14 protein-coding genes are annotated in these 18589 nt (G+C 68.5%); 6 read left to right on the top strand and 8 right to left on the bottom strand.

From position 1 onward, the window contains the following. Positions 1–370: 370 nt before the first annotated feature. Together HAV18_RS14690 and HAV18_RS14685 are read right to left on the bottom strand one after the other, a co-directional pair. Positions 371–2461, bottom strand: a complete 2091-nt coding sequence (locus tag HAV18_RS14690; protein ID WP_166957033.1) for a D-(-)-3-hydroxybutyrate oligomer hydrolase — start codon at positions 2459–2461, stop codon at positions 371–373. Positions 2462–2599: 138 nt separating this feature from the next. Beyond that, complete coding sequence (locus tag HAV18_RS14685; protein WP_011351113.1) at positions 2600–2965, bottom strand: BON domain-containing protein; 366 nt, start codon at positions 2963–2965, stop codon at positions 2600–2602. A gap of 424 nt (positions 2966–3389) precedes the next feature. On the opposite strand from HAV18_RS14685, the gene HAV18_RS14680 reads away from it, so the two are divergent. The 3 genes from HAV18_RS14680 (at position 3390) to HAV18_RS14670 (ending at position 6583) form a co-directional block, all read left to right on the top strand. Then, positions 3390–4832, top strand: coding sequence for a TAXI family TRAP transporter solute-binding subunit (locus tag HAV18_RS14680; protein WP_166957031.1), 1443 nt, complete (start codon positions 3390–3392; stop codon positions 4830–4832). 94 nt (positions 4833–4926) lie between these two features. Further along, positions 4927–5565, top strand: a complete 639-nt coding sequence (locus HAV18_RS14675) for a DsbA family protein (protein ID WP_166957029.1) — start codon at positions 4927–4929, stop codon at positions 5563–5565. A gap of 70 nt (positions 5566–5635) precedes the next feature. Continuing rightward, positions 5636–6583 (top strand): LysR family transcriptional regulator, encoded by a 948-nt coding sequence (locus HAV18_RS14670; RefSeq protein WP_166957027.1) that lies wholly within the window; start codon positions 5636–5638, stop codon positions 6581–6583. Between the two features lie 106 nt (positions 6584–6689). On the opposite strand, the gene HAV18_RS14665 is transcribed toward HAV18_RS14670, so the two are convergent. From HAV18_RS14665 to xdhA, 4 genes are all read right to left on the bottom strand, one after another. After that, positions 6690–7091 carry a nuclear transport factor 2 family protein gene (locus tag HAV18_RS14665; RefSeq protein ID WP_166957025.1) on the bottom strand — a complete coding sequence of 134 codons (402 nt, stop codon included), beginning with the start codon at positions 7089–7091 and terminating at the stop codon, positions 6690–6692. Positions 7092–7179: 88 nt separating this feature from the next. Next, positions 7180–7797, bottom strand: a complete 618-nt coding sequence (gene xdhC, locus HAV18_RS14660; protein WP_166957023.1) for a xanthine dehydrogenase accessory protein XdhC — start codon at positions 7795–7797, stop codon at positions 7180–7182. 229 nt (positions 7798–8026) lie between these two features. Then, a complete protein-coding gene (gene xdhB, locus HAV18_RS14655) occupies positions 8027–10390 on the bottom strand; it encodes a xanthine dehydrogenase molybdopterin binding subunit (RefSeq protein ID WP_166957021.1) in 2364 nt (787 codons plus the stop codon). 18 nt (positions 10391–10408) lie between these two features. After that, entirely contained in the window at positions 10409–11953 is a 1545-nt protein-coding gene (gene xdhA, locus HAV18_RS14650) for a xanthine dehydrogenase small subunit (protein WP_166957019.1), read from the bottom strand. A 344-nt stretch (positions 11954–12297) separates the two neighbouring features. Here xdhA and HAV18_RS14645 point away from each other — a divergent pair, with 344 nt between their 5' ends. Continuing rightward, the gene (locus HAV18_RS14645; protein WP_059529154.1) at positions 12298–13512 is read left to right on the top strand and encodes an MFS transporter; all 1215 of its coding nucleotides are present in this window, start codon (positions 12298–12300) and stop codon (positions 13510–13512) included. A gap of 121 nt (positions 13513–13633) precedes the next feature. On the opposite strand, the gene HAV18_RS14640 is transcribed toward HAV18_RS14645, so the two are convergent. Beyond that, positions 13634–14524, bottom strand: a complete 891-nt coding sequence (locus HAV18_RS14640) for a DMT family transporter (RefSeq protein WP_166957017.1) — start codon at positions 14522–14524, stop codon at positions 13634–13636. 137 nt (positions 14525–14661) lie between these two features. Here HAV18_RS14640 and HAV18_RS14635 point away from each other — a divergent pair, with 137 nt between their 5' ends. Next, positions 14662–15597 carry an AraC family transcriptional regulator gene (locus HAV18_RS14635; RefSeq protein ID WP_166957015.1) on the top strand — a complete coding sequence of 312 codons (936 nt, stop codon included), beginning with the start codon at positions 14662–14664 and terminating at the stop codon, positions 15595–15597. Positions 15598–15624: 27 nt separating this feature from the next. Here the strand turns inward: HAV18_RS14635 and HAV18_RS14630 are convergent, their stop codons facing one another. Further along, a complete protein-coding gene (locus tag HAV18_RS14630) occupies positions 15625–16836 on the bottom strand; it encodes an alanine--glyoxylate aminotransferase family protein (protein WP_166957014.1) in 1212 nt (403 codons plus the stop codon). Positions 16837–17593: 757 nt separating this feature from the next. On the opposite strand from HAV18_RS14630, the gene HAV18_RS14625 reads away from it, so the two are divergent. Further along, positions 17594–18577 carry a LysR family transcriptional regulator gene (locus tag HAV18_RS14625; RefSeq protein WP_166957012.1) on the top strand — a complete coding sequence of 328 codons (984 nt, stop codon included), beginning with the start codon at positions 17594–17596 and terminating at the stop codon, positions 18575–18577. Positions 18578–18589: the final 12 nt, after the last annotated feature.

Genomic DNA, 18589 nt, shown 5'->3' with positions numbered 1-18589 from the left:
CACAAAATCGACGGCAAAAACATACCCCGCCAGGCCCGCCCAACAAGGGCGCCTCGCTTCGAACAGACGAACAATCCCCCTCGGCGAGATGCCGATTAATCGCCGAACGGCGATCAATCACAACTCAAGCCGATTTAATAAAATCGAAAGGATCGATTAACTAAACGGAAAGAAATGCCTCGTATCTGGAATTTATTAAATTAAGTGAAAATACCGGCGCATATTAGGGTTCTGATTTACCGCCGTAAAGTAAGAATTTGTTACAGAGCTCGCCATTCGGACAAAAGCCAATCCGGGACCGATTCCATTCGACTCAAAAGAAAAAGCCGGACGGGTGTCCGGCTTCGTGCGGGCGGTGCGGCGGGCGCCGTCAGAGCGGCACGTCGATCGTGCCGGCCCCAGTCGTGATCGCGTTCGCCCCTGGCGCGGGCGAGATCGGCGGCAGGTTCGCGCTCGTCAGCGCGGGCGCGGCGCCCGGCGTGCCGCCGCGCGGCACCGTGCGGATCACCTGCGACGGCGGCAGCGGCGCGCCGTTCTTCAGGTGCTGCCACATCAGGTTCAGCGCCTGCAGGTTGTAGTAGTGAACCGGCACGAAACGCGTGTCGAAGCCCGGCACCGGCAGGAACGCGTCGAAGTGCTGGCCGTTCGTCACCTCGTAGAACACGAGCTGGCTGCGCCCGCCTTCGCTGATGCCGTTCTGCGCGACGTACGCGCGCGAGGCGTGGTTCACCGGCACGAGCGCATCGCTACGGCCCTGCACGATGATCGCCGGCTTGCCCTGCAGGTTCGCGTTCACCCGCACCGCGTCGACGTTCGCGGGCATTCCGAGCATCCCGTTCGTCCAGAGCTGGCGCAGGCACAGCGCGCCCGCGAAGCTCGCATCGGGTGTCGCGAGCCGGTGGTCGACACCCGCGCCATTGTTGAACACGAGGTCGATGCCGGCCGTCGGCGGCACGCCGTTGCCGACGCCGAACACGGCCGGCATCGGCGACGTGGCCGGAGCCGCGACCGCGCCCGTCGCCGGATTAGTCGTCGCAAAGCTGAAGTTGCACAGGTTGTCGGTGACGCGCGAGCGCGTGTACGCGTTCGCATACGTAACCGCGATCGCCGGAATCGCCTGCGAATCCCACATCGGTGCTTGCAACAGGTCGGAATCGGCGAGGTAGCCGGCCGCATGGAGCTGCGCGAGCGCGTCGGCGGCCTGGCTTTGCGTATCGGCACCCGATACGAGCCCGGCCGCGGCGAGCGTCGCGCAGCGCTGCGTGCGGATCGACTGCGTGGTCGCCACCGGCAGCGCGCTCAGGTACGGCGCACCGGCCAGCGACGCCGACGCGGCCGCGCACGGCTGAAGCAGGTTCGCGAGCGTCGCGTAGTCGGCCAGCGGCCGGCCGAACGACGGCACGGGCTGCCCGCCCGAGCGCACGACCGCGTTCGGCGCCATCCGCACGTTGACCTGCGGTTCGCCGACCACGACCGCGGTGATCCAGCCGCGGCTGTCCTGCTCGGCCGCCGCGAGCGACGCGCCGCCGCCGTTGCTGACCGACGCGGCGATTGTCGTGATGTCGCCCGCGCGATAGCGCACGCCGTGATGCGAGCTGTCGATCAGCGGTCCGAACTGCTCGTTGAGCGCCCAGTACGCGAACTCGACCGACTGCAGCGTCACGCGCCCCCAGTCCTGCTCGGGATTCTGCTGCGAATGCGCGTGCTTGAACGCATAGCGGTTCGGGAAGCGGGAGTTGAACGTGGCGAGATCGCCGCTCGTCACGTTCGCGGTGAACAGGCTCGCGGTGCCGGCCAGCACCGCGTTGGCGAGCGTGCCGTCGATCAGCGTGACGGTATCCGACATGAGTTCGTGCGCGCCGTTGCCGCCGCCCTTGTCGTTGTAGGCCACCGCGCAGCCGCGCTTGAGCGCCCATTCGCCGGCCGCGGAAATCGCGCCGTACACGCCGCGCGAGCCCGACGACGTCGCGGTGACGATGCACGGCTGCGCGGGATTGAAGCTGGCGGGCACCTGCACGAGCAGCGTCACGTTCTTGCTGCCGCTGCCGTCGTCGGAGTACGCGAGATATTCGGTGCCGGGGATCTTGCCTTCGCCGAGCGTATCGTTGCCGTCGAGGTCGACGTTCGGCCCCCAGAAGCGGCCGTAGCCGCCGTTCGCGCTCATGTCGACGAGCGCGCGGTAGTTCGACCAGATCGCGAGGCGGCGCAGCTCGGCGCTCGTCGGCCGGGCGGCATTCGCAAAGCCGGGGGCGGTTGCCGAGCCCAGGCCCGTCTTGCCGAGGCCGGCTGTCAGCAGGTCGTCGCTCGCGCCGTCATAGGCCGTCGTGCGCACGCTGCCGGACACGAAACCGGGCAACCGGTTGCGCTCGGCCGAATCGTCGCCGTTGCAGGCGCCGAGTATCGCGACCGCGGCCAGCGCCGCGCCGAAAACCATCCGCCTGCCCCACCCGAGCCTCGTCATCGCCGCCCTCTCGATTTCGTTATCGGTCCGCCGCCGCGTCGCGCGCGGCTTGCGGCCTCTGAAGCGCAAACGGGCCCCGGCATGCCGGGGCCCGCCTGGAAACGGGCGCACGCGGCGCTCGCGCGCCGCCGCCCGGCATCACTGCTGCTGAACCGTCAGCTTGTTCGTGACCGACGTCACGCCCTTCACGCCCTTCGCCGCGGCTTCAGCCTTGTCGATCTGGTCCTGGGCCGGCATCGTGCCTTCCAGCGTGATCGCGCCGCCCTTCGAGCGCACGACGAGGTTCGACACGTTCTCGCCCGATTCCTTCGAAATCGCCTTGCGCACCGCGTAGCCGAGCTTGCGGTTCGCCTTCTTCGCGGTTTTCGCGGCGGCCTTCGGCGCGCTGGTCGCGGCCGCGGGCGCTTCCGTTGCCGCTGCGTCGCTCGACTGCGCATACACGCTGCCCGACAGACAGGCCGCCACGGCGGCGACGCCCAACGCTCTCAACACGATCGACTTCATGCTATCTCCTTATCACTCCGGAACGGCCGTGCACAGTACGGCCGGATACCCCCAAAAACAGCCGGCCCACGCGCGAACGGGCGGGACAGCCGGTGTTTTCCACGGCGATACGAGAGAGGCGAGACGGGCTGGCGGCCGGCGCACGCGAAAAGCGGGCCGGCCGGGCCGGACAGCCGCCGGCCGGACGCGCCCGGTCTGATTGCGTGCCGGGTCGCGCGCGAATCGGGCGCGGCTGCGTCGCACAATGTAATCCAGCGCCCGCGGAAGCGCAAAGCTTTTGACGCGGCGGCCCCCGCCGCTGTCGCCGCGCAGCCGCGCCCCACTCGCGCACGCACGACGAAACCGGGTACCATCGCCGCGAGCATCCACATCGTCCGCGCCGATACGTCACCGATACGTCACGCCAGCGTCATCCACCGCCCCCATGAAGCCAGACCGCCCTCGCCCGCCTCGCCGCATCCTCGCCCGCTTTGTCGCGGTGTCGTGGCGCGACCTCGCGCTGTCGATCGGCCCCACGGTGCTGCTCGCCGCCGCGGCCGTCTGGTTCGCGGTCAAGCTGATCCAGCCGGCCCCGCCGTCCACGCTCGTGATCTCGTCCGGGCCGCCCGGCAGCACGTACTGGAACGCCGCGCAGAAATACAAGACGATCCTCGCGAAGAACGGCGTCACGCTCGACGTCCAGTCGTCCGAAGGGTCCGCCCAGAACCTCGCGCGGCTGTCGAACCCGGACGCGCCGGTCGACGTCGGCTTCGTGCAGAGCGGCATCGGCCCGAAGGAGCGCGACGAACACCTCGTGTCGCTCGGCAGCATCGGCTACGTGCCGCTCGCGATCATGTATCGCGGCCCGGTCGTCGCGCGCCTGTCCGACTTCAAGGGCAAGCGGCTCGCGCTCGGCGCGGAAGGCAGCGGCGCACGCGAACTGAGCCTCGCGTTGCTGAAGATGAACGGCATCGTGCCGGGCGGTTCGACCGAGCTGCTGCCGACCGCCGGCGAGGATGCGGCCACCGCGCTGCTCGACGGCAAGATCGACGCGGCATTCCTGTCCGGCGACTCGACGCAGATTCCGGTGATGGCGAAACTGTTCCGCGCACCGGGCGTGCACGTGTATTCGTTCACGCAGGCCGAGGCGTACGCGCGGCGCTTCCCGTACCTGACCGCGATCACGCTGCCGATGGGCGTCTACGATCTCGGCCAGAACCTGCCACCCGCCGACATCCACACCGTCGCGCCGACCATCGAGCTGGTTGCACGCGACTCGCTGCACCCCGCGCTGTCCGACCTGCTGATCGAGGCCGCGCGCGAGGTGCACGGCCACGCGACGATCCTGCAGCACGCGGGCGAATTCCCGTCGCCCGTCACGCGCGGGTTCCAGCTGTCCGACGACGCCGCGCGCTACTACAAGTCGGGCAAGACCTTCCTGTACCGGCGGCTGCCGTTCTGGGTCGCGAGCCTGGTCGACCGGCTGCTCGTCGTGGTCGTGCCGCTGATCGTCGTGCTGATCCCCGGGCTGCGGCTCGTGCCGTCGCTGTACGGCTGGCGCGTGCGCTCGCGCATCTACCGCTGGTACGGCGCGCTGATCGCGCTCGAGCGCAGCGCGCTCGGCGAGCACACGGCCGAGGAGCGCGTGCAGTTGCTCGACGAACTCGACGACATCGAGGAAGCCGTGAACCGGATGAAGATGCCGCTCGCCTATGCCGGGCAGTTCTACGTGCTGCGCGAGCACATCGGCTTCGTGCGCGAACGGCTCACCGCGCACGACCAGGACACGCCGGCCAGCCCGCCGGGCGCCGGCGGCCCGCCGCAGGCACGTGCCGAAGCCGCGCCGCCGGCCGGCACGCCCCCTCGGGCGACTCCCGGTTCCGCGTAAGCGGACGATCCGCGATCATTGCTGCACGCGCGTGCCGCCGCGTAACATGGAGGCCGCCGCCAGGCGCCGCACGCCCCACCCTCTGGAGAACGACATGACAACCGGCCTCGATACCGCCCAGCCTGCCTGGTTCTTCGACTTCGTGTCGCCGTTCTCGTATCTGCTGCTCGAACAGCACGACAAATGGCCGGACGTGCCGTTCGAACCCGTCGCCGTGTCGCTGCTCGACCTGCAGCGCCACTGGGGGCAGCGCCCGAGCGCCGACGTGCCGGCCAAGCGCGTGTTCACGTACCGTCACGCGCTGTTCCGCGCCGAACAGCTCGGCATTCGCTTCAAGATGCCGCCCGCGCACCCGTTCGAGTCCGACAAGGTGCTGCGCCTCGCGATCGCGCTGCGCGCCGATATCGCGACGGTGCTGGAGATGTTCCGCTTCATCTGGCGCGACGGCAACGATCCGTCGACGCCGGAAGGTTTCGCGGCGCTGTGCGAGCGTGTCGGCGTCGGTCACGGCGACGAGCTGATCGAATTCGAGGAGACCACCGCGCAACTGGCCCGCAACAACGCCGACGCGATCGCGCTCGGCGTGTTCGGCGTGCCGACGTTCTGGATGAACCAGCAGCTGTTCTGGGGCGAGGATGCGCTGCCGATGGTGCTGTACTGCGCGCGCACGCCGAACTGGCTCGAATCGCGCGAGGTCAAGCGGATCAGCGCGCTGCCGAAGGGCCGTGCGTGATGGCCGGTATCACGCACGCCAACGCGCGATTCGGGTAACGTTACGCGTCACCCGAATCACCCCCCCACCGATGGAAGACGACGACCGTACCGCCTCGCTCGATATCTGGCTCGTGCGCGTGCTGCGCACGCTGCTGCTCGAGCGCAGCGTCACGCAGGCCGCGCTGCGGCTGAACCAGACCCAGCCCGCGATCAGCACCGCGCTGCGCAAGCTGCGCGAGACGCTGAACGACCCGATCCTCGTGCGCGGCAAATCCGGCATGGTGCCGACCGAATACGGCGCATCGCTGCTCGAAGCCGCGCAGCGTGCGCTGCGCGAGGTCGACTTCATCGCGACGCCGCACGGCGACTTCGATCCGTCGTCCGCACGGCGCACGTTCCGCGTCGCCGCGCCCGATTACCTGAACGATTTCTTCATGCCGACGCTGATCGAGCGCTTTCGCGACGCGGCGCCGCATGCGCACCTGGAAATCGATTCGCTGAATCCCGCGCTCGATCACGCGGGCGCGCTCGAATCGGGCGCACTCGATCTCGTGATCGGCAACTGGCCGAAGCCCGACCCGCAGTTCGCGCGCCAGGACCTGTTCTCCGACACGATCGTGTGCCTGATGCGCGAGGCGCACCCGCTCGCGCGCGTGCCGCTCACGCGCGAAGCGTACGCGTCGGCCGCGCACGTCGCGCCGACGCCGTACACCGGCGACAAGCGCAATGCGATCGAGATCGGCCTTGCCCGCGCGCGCCTCACGCGGCGCATCGTGACGACGCTGCCTTACTTCGGAATCGTGCCGCAGGTGCTGCTGCAGTCGGACCTGATCTTCACGACGACGCGCCGCTTCGCGACGCACTATGCGCAGTTGCTGCCGCTCGTCGTCGTCACGCCGCCCGTGCCGTTCCCGCGCATCAAGAGCTACCTGCTCACGCATCCGCAGCCCGACCGCCCGACCGACATCGCGTGGCTGTGCGCGCTGATGCAAAGCGTGTCCGACGAGCTGACGGTGGCCCGCGGCCGCAAGCGCTGAGCCGCGGCGCGGCCGCTCAAATCGCTCAAATCGCTCTGGTCGCTCTGGTCGCTCTGGTCGCTCTGGTCGCTCTGGTCGCTCTGGTCGCTCTGGTCGCTCTGGTCGCTCAGGCCGTGCAGAAAGTTTCCTGCAGATGGGTCCAGCGCACGACGCCCGCCGCGTCGCGTTCGAACACGGCGGTCGCGCGTCGCGCGGGCAGCTCGCCCGAGGCCGCGTGCTGCGCTTCGAGATAGGTGAGCGTCGCATGCGACGCGTCGGCCGTGAGCACGCGGGTTTCCGACAGCGTGATGCGCAGCCCCGGCTTCGCGCCGGCGAGCTTCGCGAACAGCGCGCGCGTACCGTCGTGGTCGACCTCGCGGCCGTCGGTCAGGATCATCGTGAAATCGGCGGAGAACGATGCGAGCAGCGCGTCGAGCGCCTCGGGCCCGGTATCGGCGCCGGACAGCCAGCGCTCGATGGCGACGAGGCTCGCCGCGAGCATGTCGAGATAAACCTGGTGATCGGACATGGTGCGTGCACGGTAAGGCGCGGCCCGATGCCGCGCGTCGTCGTGCAGTGTATGCAAAAACGCGCGGCCATGCGCTGGCCGCGCGGTGCTACCGCGTGCAGGACACGTCGTCGCGCGCACGCCCCGATGCGGCCGCCTTCGCGTCGGCCACCGGCATGCCCGAGCGCGCCTGCAGCAGCTCCGCGCACACGGCCACCGCAATCGCGCCCGGCGCCTTGTCGACGATGCCCGCGACGCCGATCGGGCACACCATCTCCACGAGCCGCGCCGGATCGACGCCGCGCGCGGCAAGCCGGCGCTCGAACTTCACGCGCTTGGTGCGCGAGCCGATCATCCCGAAGTACGCATAGTCGCGCCGCCGCATGATCTGCGCGGCGAGCGAGAAGTCGAGCGCGTGGTTGTGCGTCATCACGAGGAAGTACGCGCCGGGCGGCGCCGCATCGACGACGGCCTCCGGCGTGTCGGTCGGCTCCGGCTGCACGTTCGGCGGACATTCGTCCGGGAACAGCTCGTCGCGCGTGTCGACCCACTGCACGACGCACGGCAGCGCGCCGAGCAGCGTGACGAGCGCGTGGCCGACGTGCCCGGCGCCGAACAGCACGATGTGCATCGGCGCCGGCGTGCCGGTCGCGCGATTGCGCTGGCCGGTGCCCTGCGCGAACGCCTGGGTCGACGCGGTGCGAAGCGAGCGTGCGGGCCCGTTCATGTCAGCCTCCGCCGGGCCGCCCCAAGGAAGCTGACCGCCCCCACGGGGGGCAGCGAACGAAGCGAGCGTGGGGGTCGTTTCATGTCAGCCTCCGCCGGGCCGCCCCAAGGAGGCTGACCGCCCCCACGGGGAGCAGCGGACCACGAGAGCGTGGGGGTCGTTTCATGTCAGCCTCCGCCGGGCCGTCACCGGAAGCAGCGAACGAAGTGAGCGCGTGAGCCGTTTCATCTCAGCCTGCCTGACCGGCGCGCGCCGCCCGCACCGCGCTCACCGCGCGCAGGATCGACTCGCCGGTGGCCGGCGCGTCGAGCGGCGGGTTCACCTGGTAATCGCCCACTGCCGCGACTGCGTCGCGCACCGCGAAGAACACCGAGAACGGCAGCAACAGCGGCGGCTCGCCGACGGCCTTCGAACGGTGAATGCTGTCCTCGACGTTGCGGTTCTTGAACAGCTGCACGTTGAATTCAGGCGGCGTGTCGTTCACCGTCGGGATCTTGTACGTCGACGGCGCATGCGTCATCAGCTTGCCGCCCTTGTTCCACCACAGCTCCTCGGTCGTGAGCCAGCCCATCCCCTGGATGAACGCGCCTTCGACCTGGCCGATGTCGAGCGCCGGGTTCAGCGACGCACCCACGTCGTGCAGCGCATCGACGCGCAGCGTGCGCATCTCGCCCGTCAGCGTGTCGATCACGACTTCCGACACAGCCGCGCCGTACGAGTAGTAGTAGAACGGCCGGCCCTGCAGCTTCGACTGATCCCAGTACAGCTTGGGCGTCGCGTAGAAACCGTCGGACCACAACTGCACGCGCGCGAGGTAAGCCTTCGCGATCACTTCGCCGAACGGCACGCCATTGCCGCCGACCCACACGAAGTCGTTGCCGAACTTCACGTCGGCCGCATCGACCTTGCCGTCGCCGTACTGCTTCGCCGCGAACACCGCGAGCCGCTCGCGCAGCTGGCGCGCCGCATCCTGCGCGGCCTTGCCGTTCAGGTCGGAGCCGGTCGACGCAGCCGTCGCGGACGTGTTCGCGACCTTGCTGGTGTCGGTCGCCGTCACGCGGATCCGGCCGAAGCGGATGCCGAGTTCGTGCGCGACGACCTGCGCGACCTTCGTGTTGAGCCCCTGCCCCATCTCCGTGCCGCCGTGGTTCACGAGCACCGAACCGTCGGTATAGATGTGCACCAGCGCGCCGGCCTGGTTGAAGTGCGTGACGTTGAACGCAATGCCGAACTTCACCGGCGTGATCGCGATGCCCTTCTTCAGCACCGTGTTGCGCGCGTTGAATTCGCGCACGCCCGCGCGCCGGGCGCGGTAGTCGCTCGTCGCCTCGAGTTCGCCGAGCAGTTCCTGCAGCACGTTGTCCTCGACGGTCTGCCCGTACGGCGTCACGTTGCGTTCGGTCTTGCCGTACAGGTTCGCGTAGCGGACGTCGAGCGGATCGCGGTCAAGCGAACGCGCGACGTCGTCGAGGATGTACTCGATCGCGAACGCGCCCTGCGGGCCGCCGAAGCCGCGGAACGCCGTGTTCGACTGCGTGTTGGTCTTGCCGCAGTAGCCGGCGATGTCGACGTCGCCGAGCCAGTACGCGTTGTCGAAGTGGCACACCGCGCGCGTCATCACCGGGCCCGACAGGTCGGCCGAGAAACCGCAGCGCGACGTCATGTCGAGCGCCACGCCATCGATGCGGCCGTCGTCGTCGTAGCCGACGTCGAAGCGGTAATGGAAGTCGTGCCGCTTGCCGGTGATCATCATGTCGTCGTCGCGGTCGGGACGCAGCTTCACCGGGCACAGGAGCTTCCATGCGGCGAGCGCCGCGCAGCACGCGAACAGGCCCGACTGCGATTCCTTGCCGCCGAACCCGCCGCCCATCCGGCGGCATTCGACGAGCACGTTGTGCGACGCGACGCCGAGCACGTGCGCGACGAGGTGCTGCATCTCGCTCGGGTGCTGCGTCGAGCAGTACACGTGCATCCCGTCGTCGTCCTTCGGCACCGCGTACGAAATCTGTCCTTCGAGGTAGAACTGCTCCTGGCCGCCGAGCAGCATTTCGCCCGACTCGCGGTGCGGCGCGACGGCGAGCCGTGCGGCCGCGTCGCCGCGCGCGAGCTTCAGCGGCGGGATCACGTAGGTTTCGGCCGCACGCGCTTCCTGCGCGGTGAGGATCGCCGGCAATTCCTCGTAGTCGACCTGTGCGCGGCGCGCGGCGAGCCGCGCGGTTTCGTGCGACGTCGCGACGACGATGAACATCGGCTGGCCGACGAACTGCACGATGCCCTTCGCGAGCACCGGGTCGTCGTGGATGATCGGGCCGCAATCGTTGACGCCCGGGATGTCGTCGGCCGTGAACACGGCGACCACGCCCGGCGTCGCGCGCACCGCGTCGAAGTTCATCGACACGATCCTCGCGTGCGGCTTCGCCGACAGGCCGAGCGCCGCGTGCAGCGTGCCCGCGACGATCGGGATGTCGTCGGTGTAGGTGGCACGCCCGCTGACGTGCAGGTGCGCGGATTCGTGCGCGCGCGATACGTGGACCTGCGCGGCGTCGGCTTGCGGGTCGAGGGTGCTCAGGAACGGTTCTGCTTGCTGGTTCATGTTCGGGGTTCTCCGTCTTCAGACGCGCGCCGCGTCGGTGCCGAGTTCGGCGGCCACTTCACGCACATTCAGGGCTTGCGGCGGCAGCGGGTCGTGCGGGCGCGTCTCCAGCCAGAATCGGTACATCAGGTTCTTCGCGGTATCGAGGCGGTACGTGCTCGTCGCGCGCATGTCGGATAGCGGCTGGTAGTCGCGCTCGAGCGCCTGCATCGCGGCCTGCGCGGTGGCTTCGTGCCACGTCGCGCCGTCGAGCACGGCTTCCGTCTGCGTCGCGCGCTTCGGCGTCGCGGCCATCCCGCCGAACGCGATGCGCGGCTCACGGATCGTGTCGCCGTCCGCGATGAACGCGAACGCCGCGCACACGGCCGAGATGTCGGAGTCGAACCGCTTCGACAGCTTGTAGGTGCGGAACTGCAGCTTTTCGCGCGCGCCGGTGCGGGTCGGCACCTTCACGCCGACGACGAATTCGTGCGGCGCCATGTCCTTCTGCTGGTAGCCCGTGTACAGCGCCTCGAGCGGCAGTTCGCGCACCGTGTCGCCGCCGCGCAGCACGACGCGCGCACCGAGCGCGATCAGGCCCGGCATCGAATCGCCGATCGGCGAGCCGTTCGCGACGTTGCCGCCGATCGTGCCGGCGTTGCGGATCGGCAGCGACGCGAAGCGCTTCCACATTTCGGTCAGTTCCGGATACGTGCCGGCCAGCGCCGCATACGCCTTCTCGACCGTCACGCCCGCGCCGATCTCGATCCAGTCGCCGCGCTCGGCGAGGCGCTGCAGTTCGGCGATCTGGCCGACGTAGATCAGGTCGTCGAGCCGGCGCATCTGCTTGGTGACCCACAGGCCGATGTCGGTGCTGCCTGCCAGAATGCGCGCGTCAGGCCGCTCGACCTTCAGCGCGGCCAGCACGTCGAGCGTGCGCGGCGCCGCGAAGCGCGCGCCGTTGATCGTCGCGTAATCGAACGTATCGTCGCGCTTGAGCGACGCGAGCGTGCGGGCCAGCGCGGCCGTGTCGACCGGCGCGGACGGCGCCGGCGCATCGAACATCTGCACGGCCGCATCGACGATCGGACGATAACCGGTGCAGCGGCACAGGTTGCCCGTCAGCGCGTCGGCGATCTCGGTACGCGTCGGCACGTCCTTCGCCTTCGCGCACGCGCTGCCGCAACCTTCGTGGCCGTGCTTCTCGTACAGCGCCCACATCGACATCACGAAGCCCGGCGTGCAGAACCCGCATTGCGAACCGTGGCAGTCGACCATCGCCTGCTGCACCGGGTGCAGCGCGCCGTCCGGCTGGCGCAGGTCCTCGACCGTCAGCAGCGCCTTGCCGTCGAGCGTCGGCAGGAACTGGATGCATGCGTTGACGGCCTTGAACTCGACCGCGCCGGTGTCGGTCAGCTCGCCGACGACGACCGTGCACGCGCCACAGTCGCCTTCCGCGCAGCCTTCCTTGGTGCCGGTGCAATGCGCGTCCTCGCGCAGGTACTGCAGCACGGTGCGGGTAACGTCCGCGCCGCTGACTTCGCGGATCGCGTGACGATGGTAGAAGCGGATCGGCTCACTCATGTCTCGATGATTCTTCAAATGGGGGGCAAGGCGGCCTGCGCAGTGCGCTCGACCGACGTTTTTCTGACAGTTTGCACGCTATCACCATCAAATTCCGCAACCCATAGCCCATCACGCATGGGGCCCATATAACTGCCGCGATATGAGCGCCGGGGCCGCCCGGCGGCCTTTCCACACGGCGCCCCCCGGGCCCTACCGTGCGCCCCGCCATCGTTCGTCATCCTCGAAAACGGGTCGCGATTAACTAAATGGTACCTGCGTGAAAACCGGTTCCATGGGAAAATCCCGATTCCGTTTTTCGCCGCCGTTCGTTCCGTAACGTTCCGCTCTTTCGTTCCGACCCCATGTCCACCGATTCCGCCACACCGCCGCGCAGCGGGTTCGCGGTCACGCTGCAAATCGTGTCCGTCGTCTGCTTCACGTTCATCTGCTACCTGACCATCGGCCTGCCGCTCGCGGTGCTGCCGGGCTTCGTCCATGACGACCTCGGCTTTTCCGCGATCGTCGCGGGCGGCGCGATCAGCGTCCAGTATTTCGCGACGCTCGCGTCGCGGCCGCTCGCCGGGCGCTTCGCCGATACGCTCGGGCCGAAGCAGACGGTGCTGCGCGGGCTGGTCGGTTGCGGGGTGTCGGGCGTGCTGCTGCTCGTCGCGCTGCTGCTCGCGCACTGGCCGGTCGCGAGCCTCGTGCTGCTGGTCGCGAGCCGGCTCGTGCTCGGCGTCGGCGAGAGCCTGTGCGGCACCGGCGCGATCCTGTGGGGTATCGGCAAAGTCGGCGTCACGCACAACGCGAAGGTGATCTCGTGGAACGGCATCGCAACCTACGGCGCGCTCGCGCTCGGCGCGCCGGTCGGCGTCGCGATCGCGCACACGCTGAATCCGGCGCTGATCGGCGTGATCGTGATCGCACTCGCCGCGACCGGCTTCTATCTCGCGCGCCTGATCGATTCCGTGCCGCTCGTGCACGGCGAACGGATGTCGTATGCGAGCGTGTTCACGCGCGTGCTGCCGCACGGCCTCGGCCTCGCGCTCGGCTCCGCCGGCTTCGGTTCGATCGCGACCTTCGTCACGCTGTACTACGCGGCGCGCCACTGGCCGAACGCCGCACTGTCGCTGACCGTGTTCGGCACGCTGTTCATCGGCGCGCGCCTGCTGTTCGCGAACACGATCAAGACCTACGGCGGCTTCCGCGTGGCGATCGTGTCGTTCGCGTTCGAATGCTCGGGCCTCGTGCTGCTGTGGCTCGCGCCCGTGCCGCACGTCGCGCTCGTCGGCGCCGCGCTGACGGGGTTCGGCTTCGCGCTGATCTTCCCGGCGCTCGGCGTCGAGGCCGTCGCGCTCGTGCCGCCCGCGAGCCGCGGCGCGGCGCTGTCCGCGTACTCGGTGTTCCTCGACCTGTCGCTCGGCATCACGGGCCCGCTCGCCGGCTATGTCGCCGGTGCGTTCGGCTATCCGCAGGTGTTCCTGTTCGCGGCGGTGGCCGCCGCCGCGGGCGTCGCGCTGTCGATGGTGCTGTACCAGCGGCAGGCGCGGGTTGCGGGGAGCGGCGCGGCGGCCTGAACGCGCTGCACATCGCACGGCAGCCGATCGCGCCCATCGCGCCGCCGGGGGCCCAAAGGAAAACGCCCGCATCGCGGGCGTTTTTTTATTCGCTGGCCGGTACGGCGGCCGCGGGCATCAATCAGGCAGTCCGCGGAAACAACCGGCGCGTCAGGTCGAACGCGACCAGATTCCCGGCCACCACCAGCAGCAGCCCGATCACCGCGAGCGGCGACCACTGGTAGCCCTCGAACACCGTCGACACCGCCAGCGCGACGATCGGGAACAGCACCGTGCAGTACGCGGCACGCTCCGGCCCGATCCGGCCGACGAGGGTCAGGTAGGCGGTAAAAGCGATCACCGAGCCCGGCACGGCCAGGTAGACGAGCGCACCGAGATAGCGCGGGTTCGTGTCGAGCGTGAACGGCAATCCGGCCACTGCGCTGCCGACGGTCAGGATCGTCGCGCCGATCAGCATCGCCCAGCCGTTGGTCGCGAGCGGATGCAGCCCCATCGACTGCATCCGGCTCGACAGCAGGTTGCCGATCGAAAAGCACATCGTGCCCGCGAACGCGATCGCGAGCCCTGTCCAGGTCGCGTGATCGTCGAGATGGCCGGCCATCTGCTGCCAGAACAGGCACGCGATGCCGGTCAGGCCGAGCAGCGCACCGGCGATCGCCGACGGCCGCAGCGGACGGCCCATGAACAGCCGGCCGTTGATCGAGTTCAACAGCGGCGCGGTCGAGAAGATCACCGCGACAAGGCCGCTCGGCACGACCTGCTCCGCGTAGTAGAAGCACAGGAAGTTCAGGCAGAACAGCGCGAAGCCCTGCGCCAGGAGAAAGCGCCACGCTTCGCGCGGCGGGCGCACCGGCCGGCGCATCACGCGCAGCAGCGCGAACAGCACGGCGGCCGCGAGCCAGAAACGCCATGCGATCGACACGGGCGGCGGCACCGAGCCGAGCTGCCACTTGATCGCGATCCAGGTGGTGCCCCAAATCAGCACGGTGACGAAATAAAGCGACAGGTTCATGGCGGCAACGATCCGGAAAAACGGGTGAAACGGGATCCCGACTATGCCGCCGTCCGGCGCGCGCCGATTGTCCGGAATTGCGGTCTTTTTCGGGCCACCGCACGCGGCGCCGCGCCCCCGCTTATACTCGGCCCATCATGAGCCGCTCCCTTTCCGCTCCCCCCGTCGACCACCCCGCCGCCCTGGCCGGAGGCGACCTGCCGTTCGGCCTGCAGTCGGTCTGCCGCACGCTCGCCGACGCGAACGCGACGCTCGAGCGCTTCGCGTGGCTCGGCGACCATCTCGCAATCGCCGAATGGACGCGGATCACCGACGAAAGCGAGACGGTCTACGAGCAGCCGGGCCACCACACGCTGTCGTGCTACCTCGACGGCGGCTACCGGACGGAACGCCAGCGCGTGCCGCGCTACGGCGCGCCGAGCCTGCTGTGCGCGCTGCCCGGCGACCATGAATCGCGCTGGTGGGTGCGCGGCGAGATGCACTTCATCCACCTGTATTTCCTGCCCGAGCACTTCACGCAGCGCGCGATCCGCGAACTCGACCGCGAGCCGCGCGAGCTGAAACTCGCCGACCGCACTTACTTCGAGGATGCGCGCGTCGCCTCACTGCTGCGCTCGCTCGCGCTGGACGGCTGGGACGATGCCGACGAGCGGCTGCGCGTGAACGAGACCGCACACGAGGTGCTGAGCCTGCTGCTGCGCGGGCAGAGCACGACCCGCACCGACACGTCGTTCCGCGGCGGGCTCGCGCCGGCCGTGCGCCGCCGCGTGCGCGACTACATCGACACGTACCTGACACAGCCGCTGACGCTCGGCGAGCTTGCCGACGTCGCCGCGCTGTCGGAATACCACTTCTCGCGGATGTTCCGGCTGTCGTTCGGCCGGGCGCCGCACGCGTGGGTGGCCGAGCAGCGGCTTGCGCGGGCGCGCGAACTGCTGCGCACGACGGCGCTACCGCTCGCGCAGATTGCAGCCGACTGCGGCTACGCGAACGCCGGCCACTTCAGCCATCGCTTTCGCGACGCGCACGGCACGACGCCGAATACGTACCGGCGCGCGATGCAGGGCCGCTGAGCGCGGCCCCTTTCCTCGCTTTCCCGCTTACGCGCCGCGTTGCGACAGTTCCTGTTCAAGCGCCGCGACACCGGCCGGCAGGTCGACCGGCACCTTCAGGTCGACCATCGTGCGGCCGAACGCATGCAGCGTGCGGAACAGGTTGTGTTCGCGGCACTGCTCGCCCATCTGGCCGATCCGCACGATCGGCAACCCGAACGAGCCCGAGATCTCGACCTGGTACTGCTTCGAGATATGGCCGCAGACCATCCCCGGCGTGAGCCCTTCCGGCGTCTCGATCCCGACCACCGAATTCAGCCGGCAGTCTTTCGGCGCATAGAGCTTGAGCCCCATCGACTCGACGCCCGCCTGCAGCGCGAGCGAACAGCGCAGATGGCGCGCGAAGCGGCTTTCGAGCGTCTCCGCGCAGACGAGCCGCAGCGCCTCGTGCAGCGCGAGCACACCGGACACGGGCGCCGTGTAGTGATAGCCCGCGTTGTGCCAGAAGTTTTCCGCCAGCGCCATATCGAGGCACCAGTGCGTGTTCGGTTCGGCGCGATGCTTCATCCGCTCCCACGCGGCGTCGGAGAACGCGATCAGCGACACGCCCGGGATCGACGACAGCCCCTTCTGGCCGCCGGTGATCACCGCGTCGATGCCCCACGCGTCCATCTCGAGCGGCATCGTCGACAGCGTGCACACCGCGTCGACCACAACCAGCGCACCGGCCGCCTTCGCGAGCGCCGCGATGTCGCGCAAATCGCGGTTCCACACCGTGTTCGACGTCTCGCCCTGCACGATCGTGACGATCTCGGGACGCTCGCGCGCGATCGCGTCCGCGATCTCGTCGAGACTCGCGACCGCGCGGTCGGCGACTTCGAGCGTCGCGACGTCGGCGCCGACACGCGTGGCCATCTCGGCCATCCGCGCGCTGAAGAAGCCATTGCGGATCGACAGCACGCGCGTACCGCGCCACGCGAGGTTCGAGATCGCCATTTCCATCGCGGCCGAACCGGGGCCCGCGACGCCGAGCACCCACTTCGTGCGGGTCTGGAACACGTAGCGCGCCATCTCCTTCACCTGCTCGATGATCTTCGCCATCGTCGCGCCGAGGTGGTTGATCACGATCGTGTTCGCCTTCGCGACGGCGGCCGGGATCGGAACCGGGCCGGCCCCCATCATCAGCAGCGGTTCTTCGGGCAGGATCGCGTCGAGCGGCACGACGACGGGACAGGGAATCGGCGAGTAATCGATGGACATGGCTGGTAAAAGGTGAGGAAAGGAGGTGCACGGACGCCCGCCGCGCTGCATGGCGAACTGATCGATCATTCCGCGTTCCGCCGCCTCGCGCAAGAGGCACGCGCGGCCGGACAGCGCAACGGTGGCCCGGTCGCCTGACCGGGCCAGCCAGCGGTGCGCGGGCCGCACGCCAGTCATCCGGATTGGAAAACGATTGCGGTCCAGGTTGTGAAACGGTTCCATTCGTGCGTCAAGCGCACGATTTTCTCCGTCAATAACACCGCGATTCGTCGACACCGCCGGTTCAACCCGGCTTCTGCATCGAACGAAATAGACCGGATCGGCGATATAAATCACGGCATGGAATCCGGCACGCAATATTCGCGCGCCGTCAAAAAAACATCCATTATTTTTGCATGTATTAGGGTACGCTTCCTGCAAATACCGGAACAGGCTCGCTCGAATAGCTAACAACCTATTGATTAGTATAGGAAATACTCAAATCCACCATACTTGCCAGAATACCCTGCCGTCTTTGAACGGCAGGCATGCGAGACAACGTAGCGTTTAACGCGTTACTCCCGATTTCGATTTTCCGCAACCCGCCCCTTTTCTCAGGTTGACGGATATCGCTTCTGTATTGAACAATCATCTGCGGAATCGAAAAAAACGAATTTTCGATACGAGGGAAAACTGGGTGCCGCGTGATGCGCTTTCGGTGTTGCGCGGCGAAAAAACACAACCATAATCAATCAACCGGGCCAGAAATACGCAAGCCATGAACCAGATTCAGACCATGCGTGTATTCGTCTGCGTCGCCGAGCAGCAGAGCTTCCGGCGCGCGGCGCACCATCTCGGCGTGTCCAATGCACTCGTCACGCGTTCGATCGCGATGCTCGAGGGCCACCTGAACACACGGCTGATCCACCGCACCACGCGCAACCTGTCGCTCACCGAGGCCGGCGTACGCTACCTCGACGGGTGTCGCGCGCTGCTCGAGGAATTCGACCACCTCGAATCGTCCGTCGCGCATGCCGTGCGCGAACCGGCCGGCACACTGCGCGTCGTCGCGTCGGGCCTGCTGTCGCCGCTTGCGCTGACGCCGCTCGTCAGCAGCTTCCGGCACCGCTACCCCGAGTTGCGCGTGCAGCTGACCGTCGCCGAGGGGCCGATCGACGTGCTCGATTCCGGTTACGACGTCGGCATCGTCACGGGCAACCGGCTCGACGGCAACCCGGCACTGATCGGCCACGCGCTCGCGCCGAACCCGTTCGTCGCGTGCGCGGCGCCGGCCTATCTCGAGCGACGCGGCGAGCCGCGCGAGCCCGACGACCTGCCGGGCCACGACTGGGTCACGCTCGCCCCGCACCAGCATGCGCCCGCGTGGCAACTGGTGGGCCACGACGGCGTCGCGCATTCCGTCACGGTGCGCTCGGCCTGCACGGTCAACCAGCTCGCGCTCGTCCAGGCGGCCGCCGTCTCCGGCGCCGGCATCGCGGTGCTGCCCGAGCCGTGCGTCGCCGACGCGCTCGCCCGAGGCACGCTCGTACGGCTGATGGCCGGCTACCGGATCGACGATCCCGACACGCAACTGTCGCTCGTCTACCCGAATCGCCAGTACGTGCCGGCCCGGACGCGCAGCTTCGTCGAGCACGCCCTCGACCACTTCAGTGCGCAGCCGGCCCGCGAACGGACCGACTACGGCTTCCTGCGGCCGTCGCGCGGGCCCGACCGCTCCGACATCGTCACCGGCCTGCAGTAAACTGCGCGCGTC

The sequence above is a fragment of the Burkholderia sp. D-99 genome, from assembly GCF_011605345.1.
Taxonomy (GTDB): Bacteria; Pseudomonadota; Gammaproteobacteria; order Burkholderiales; family Burkholderiaceae; genus Burkholderia.
This window is presented reverse-complemented; position numbering and strand designations above follow the sequence as displayed.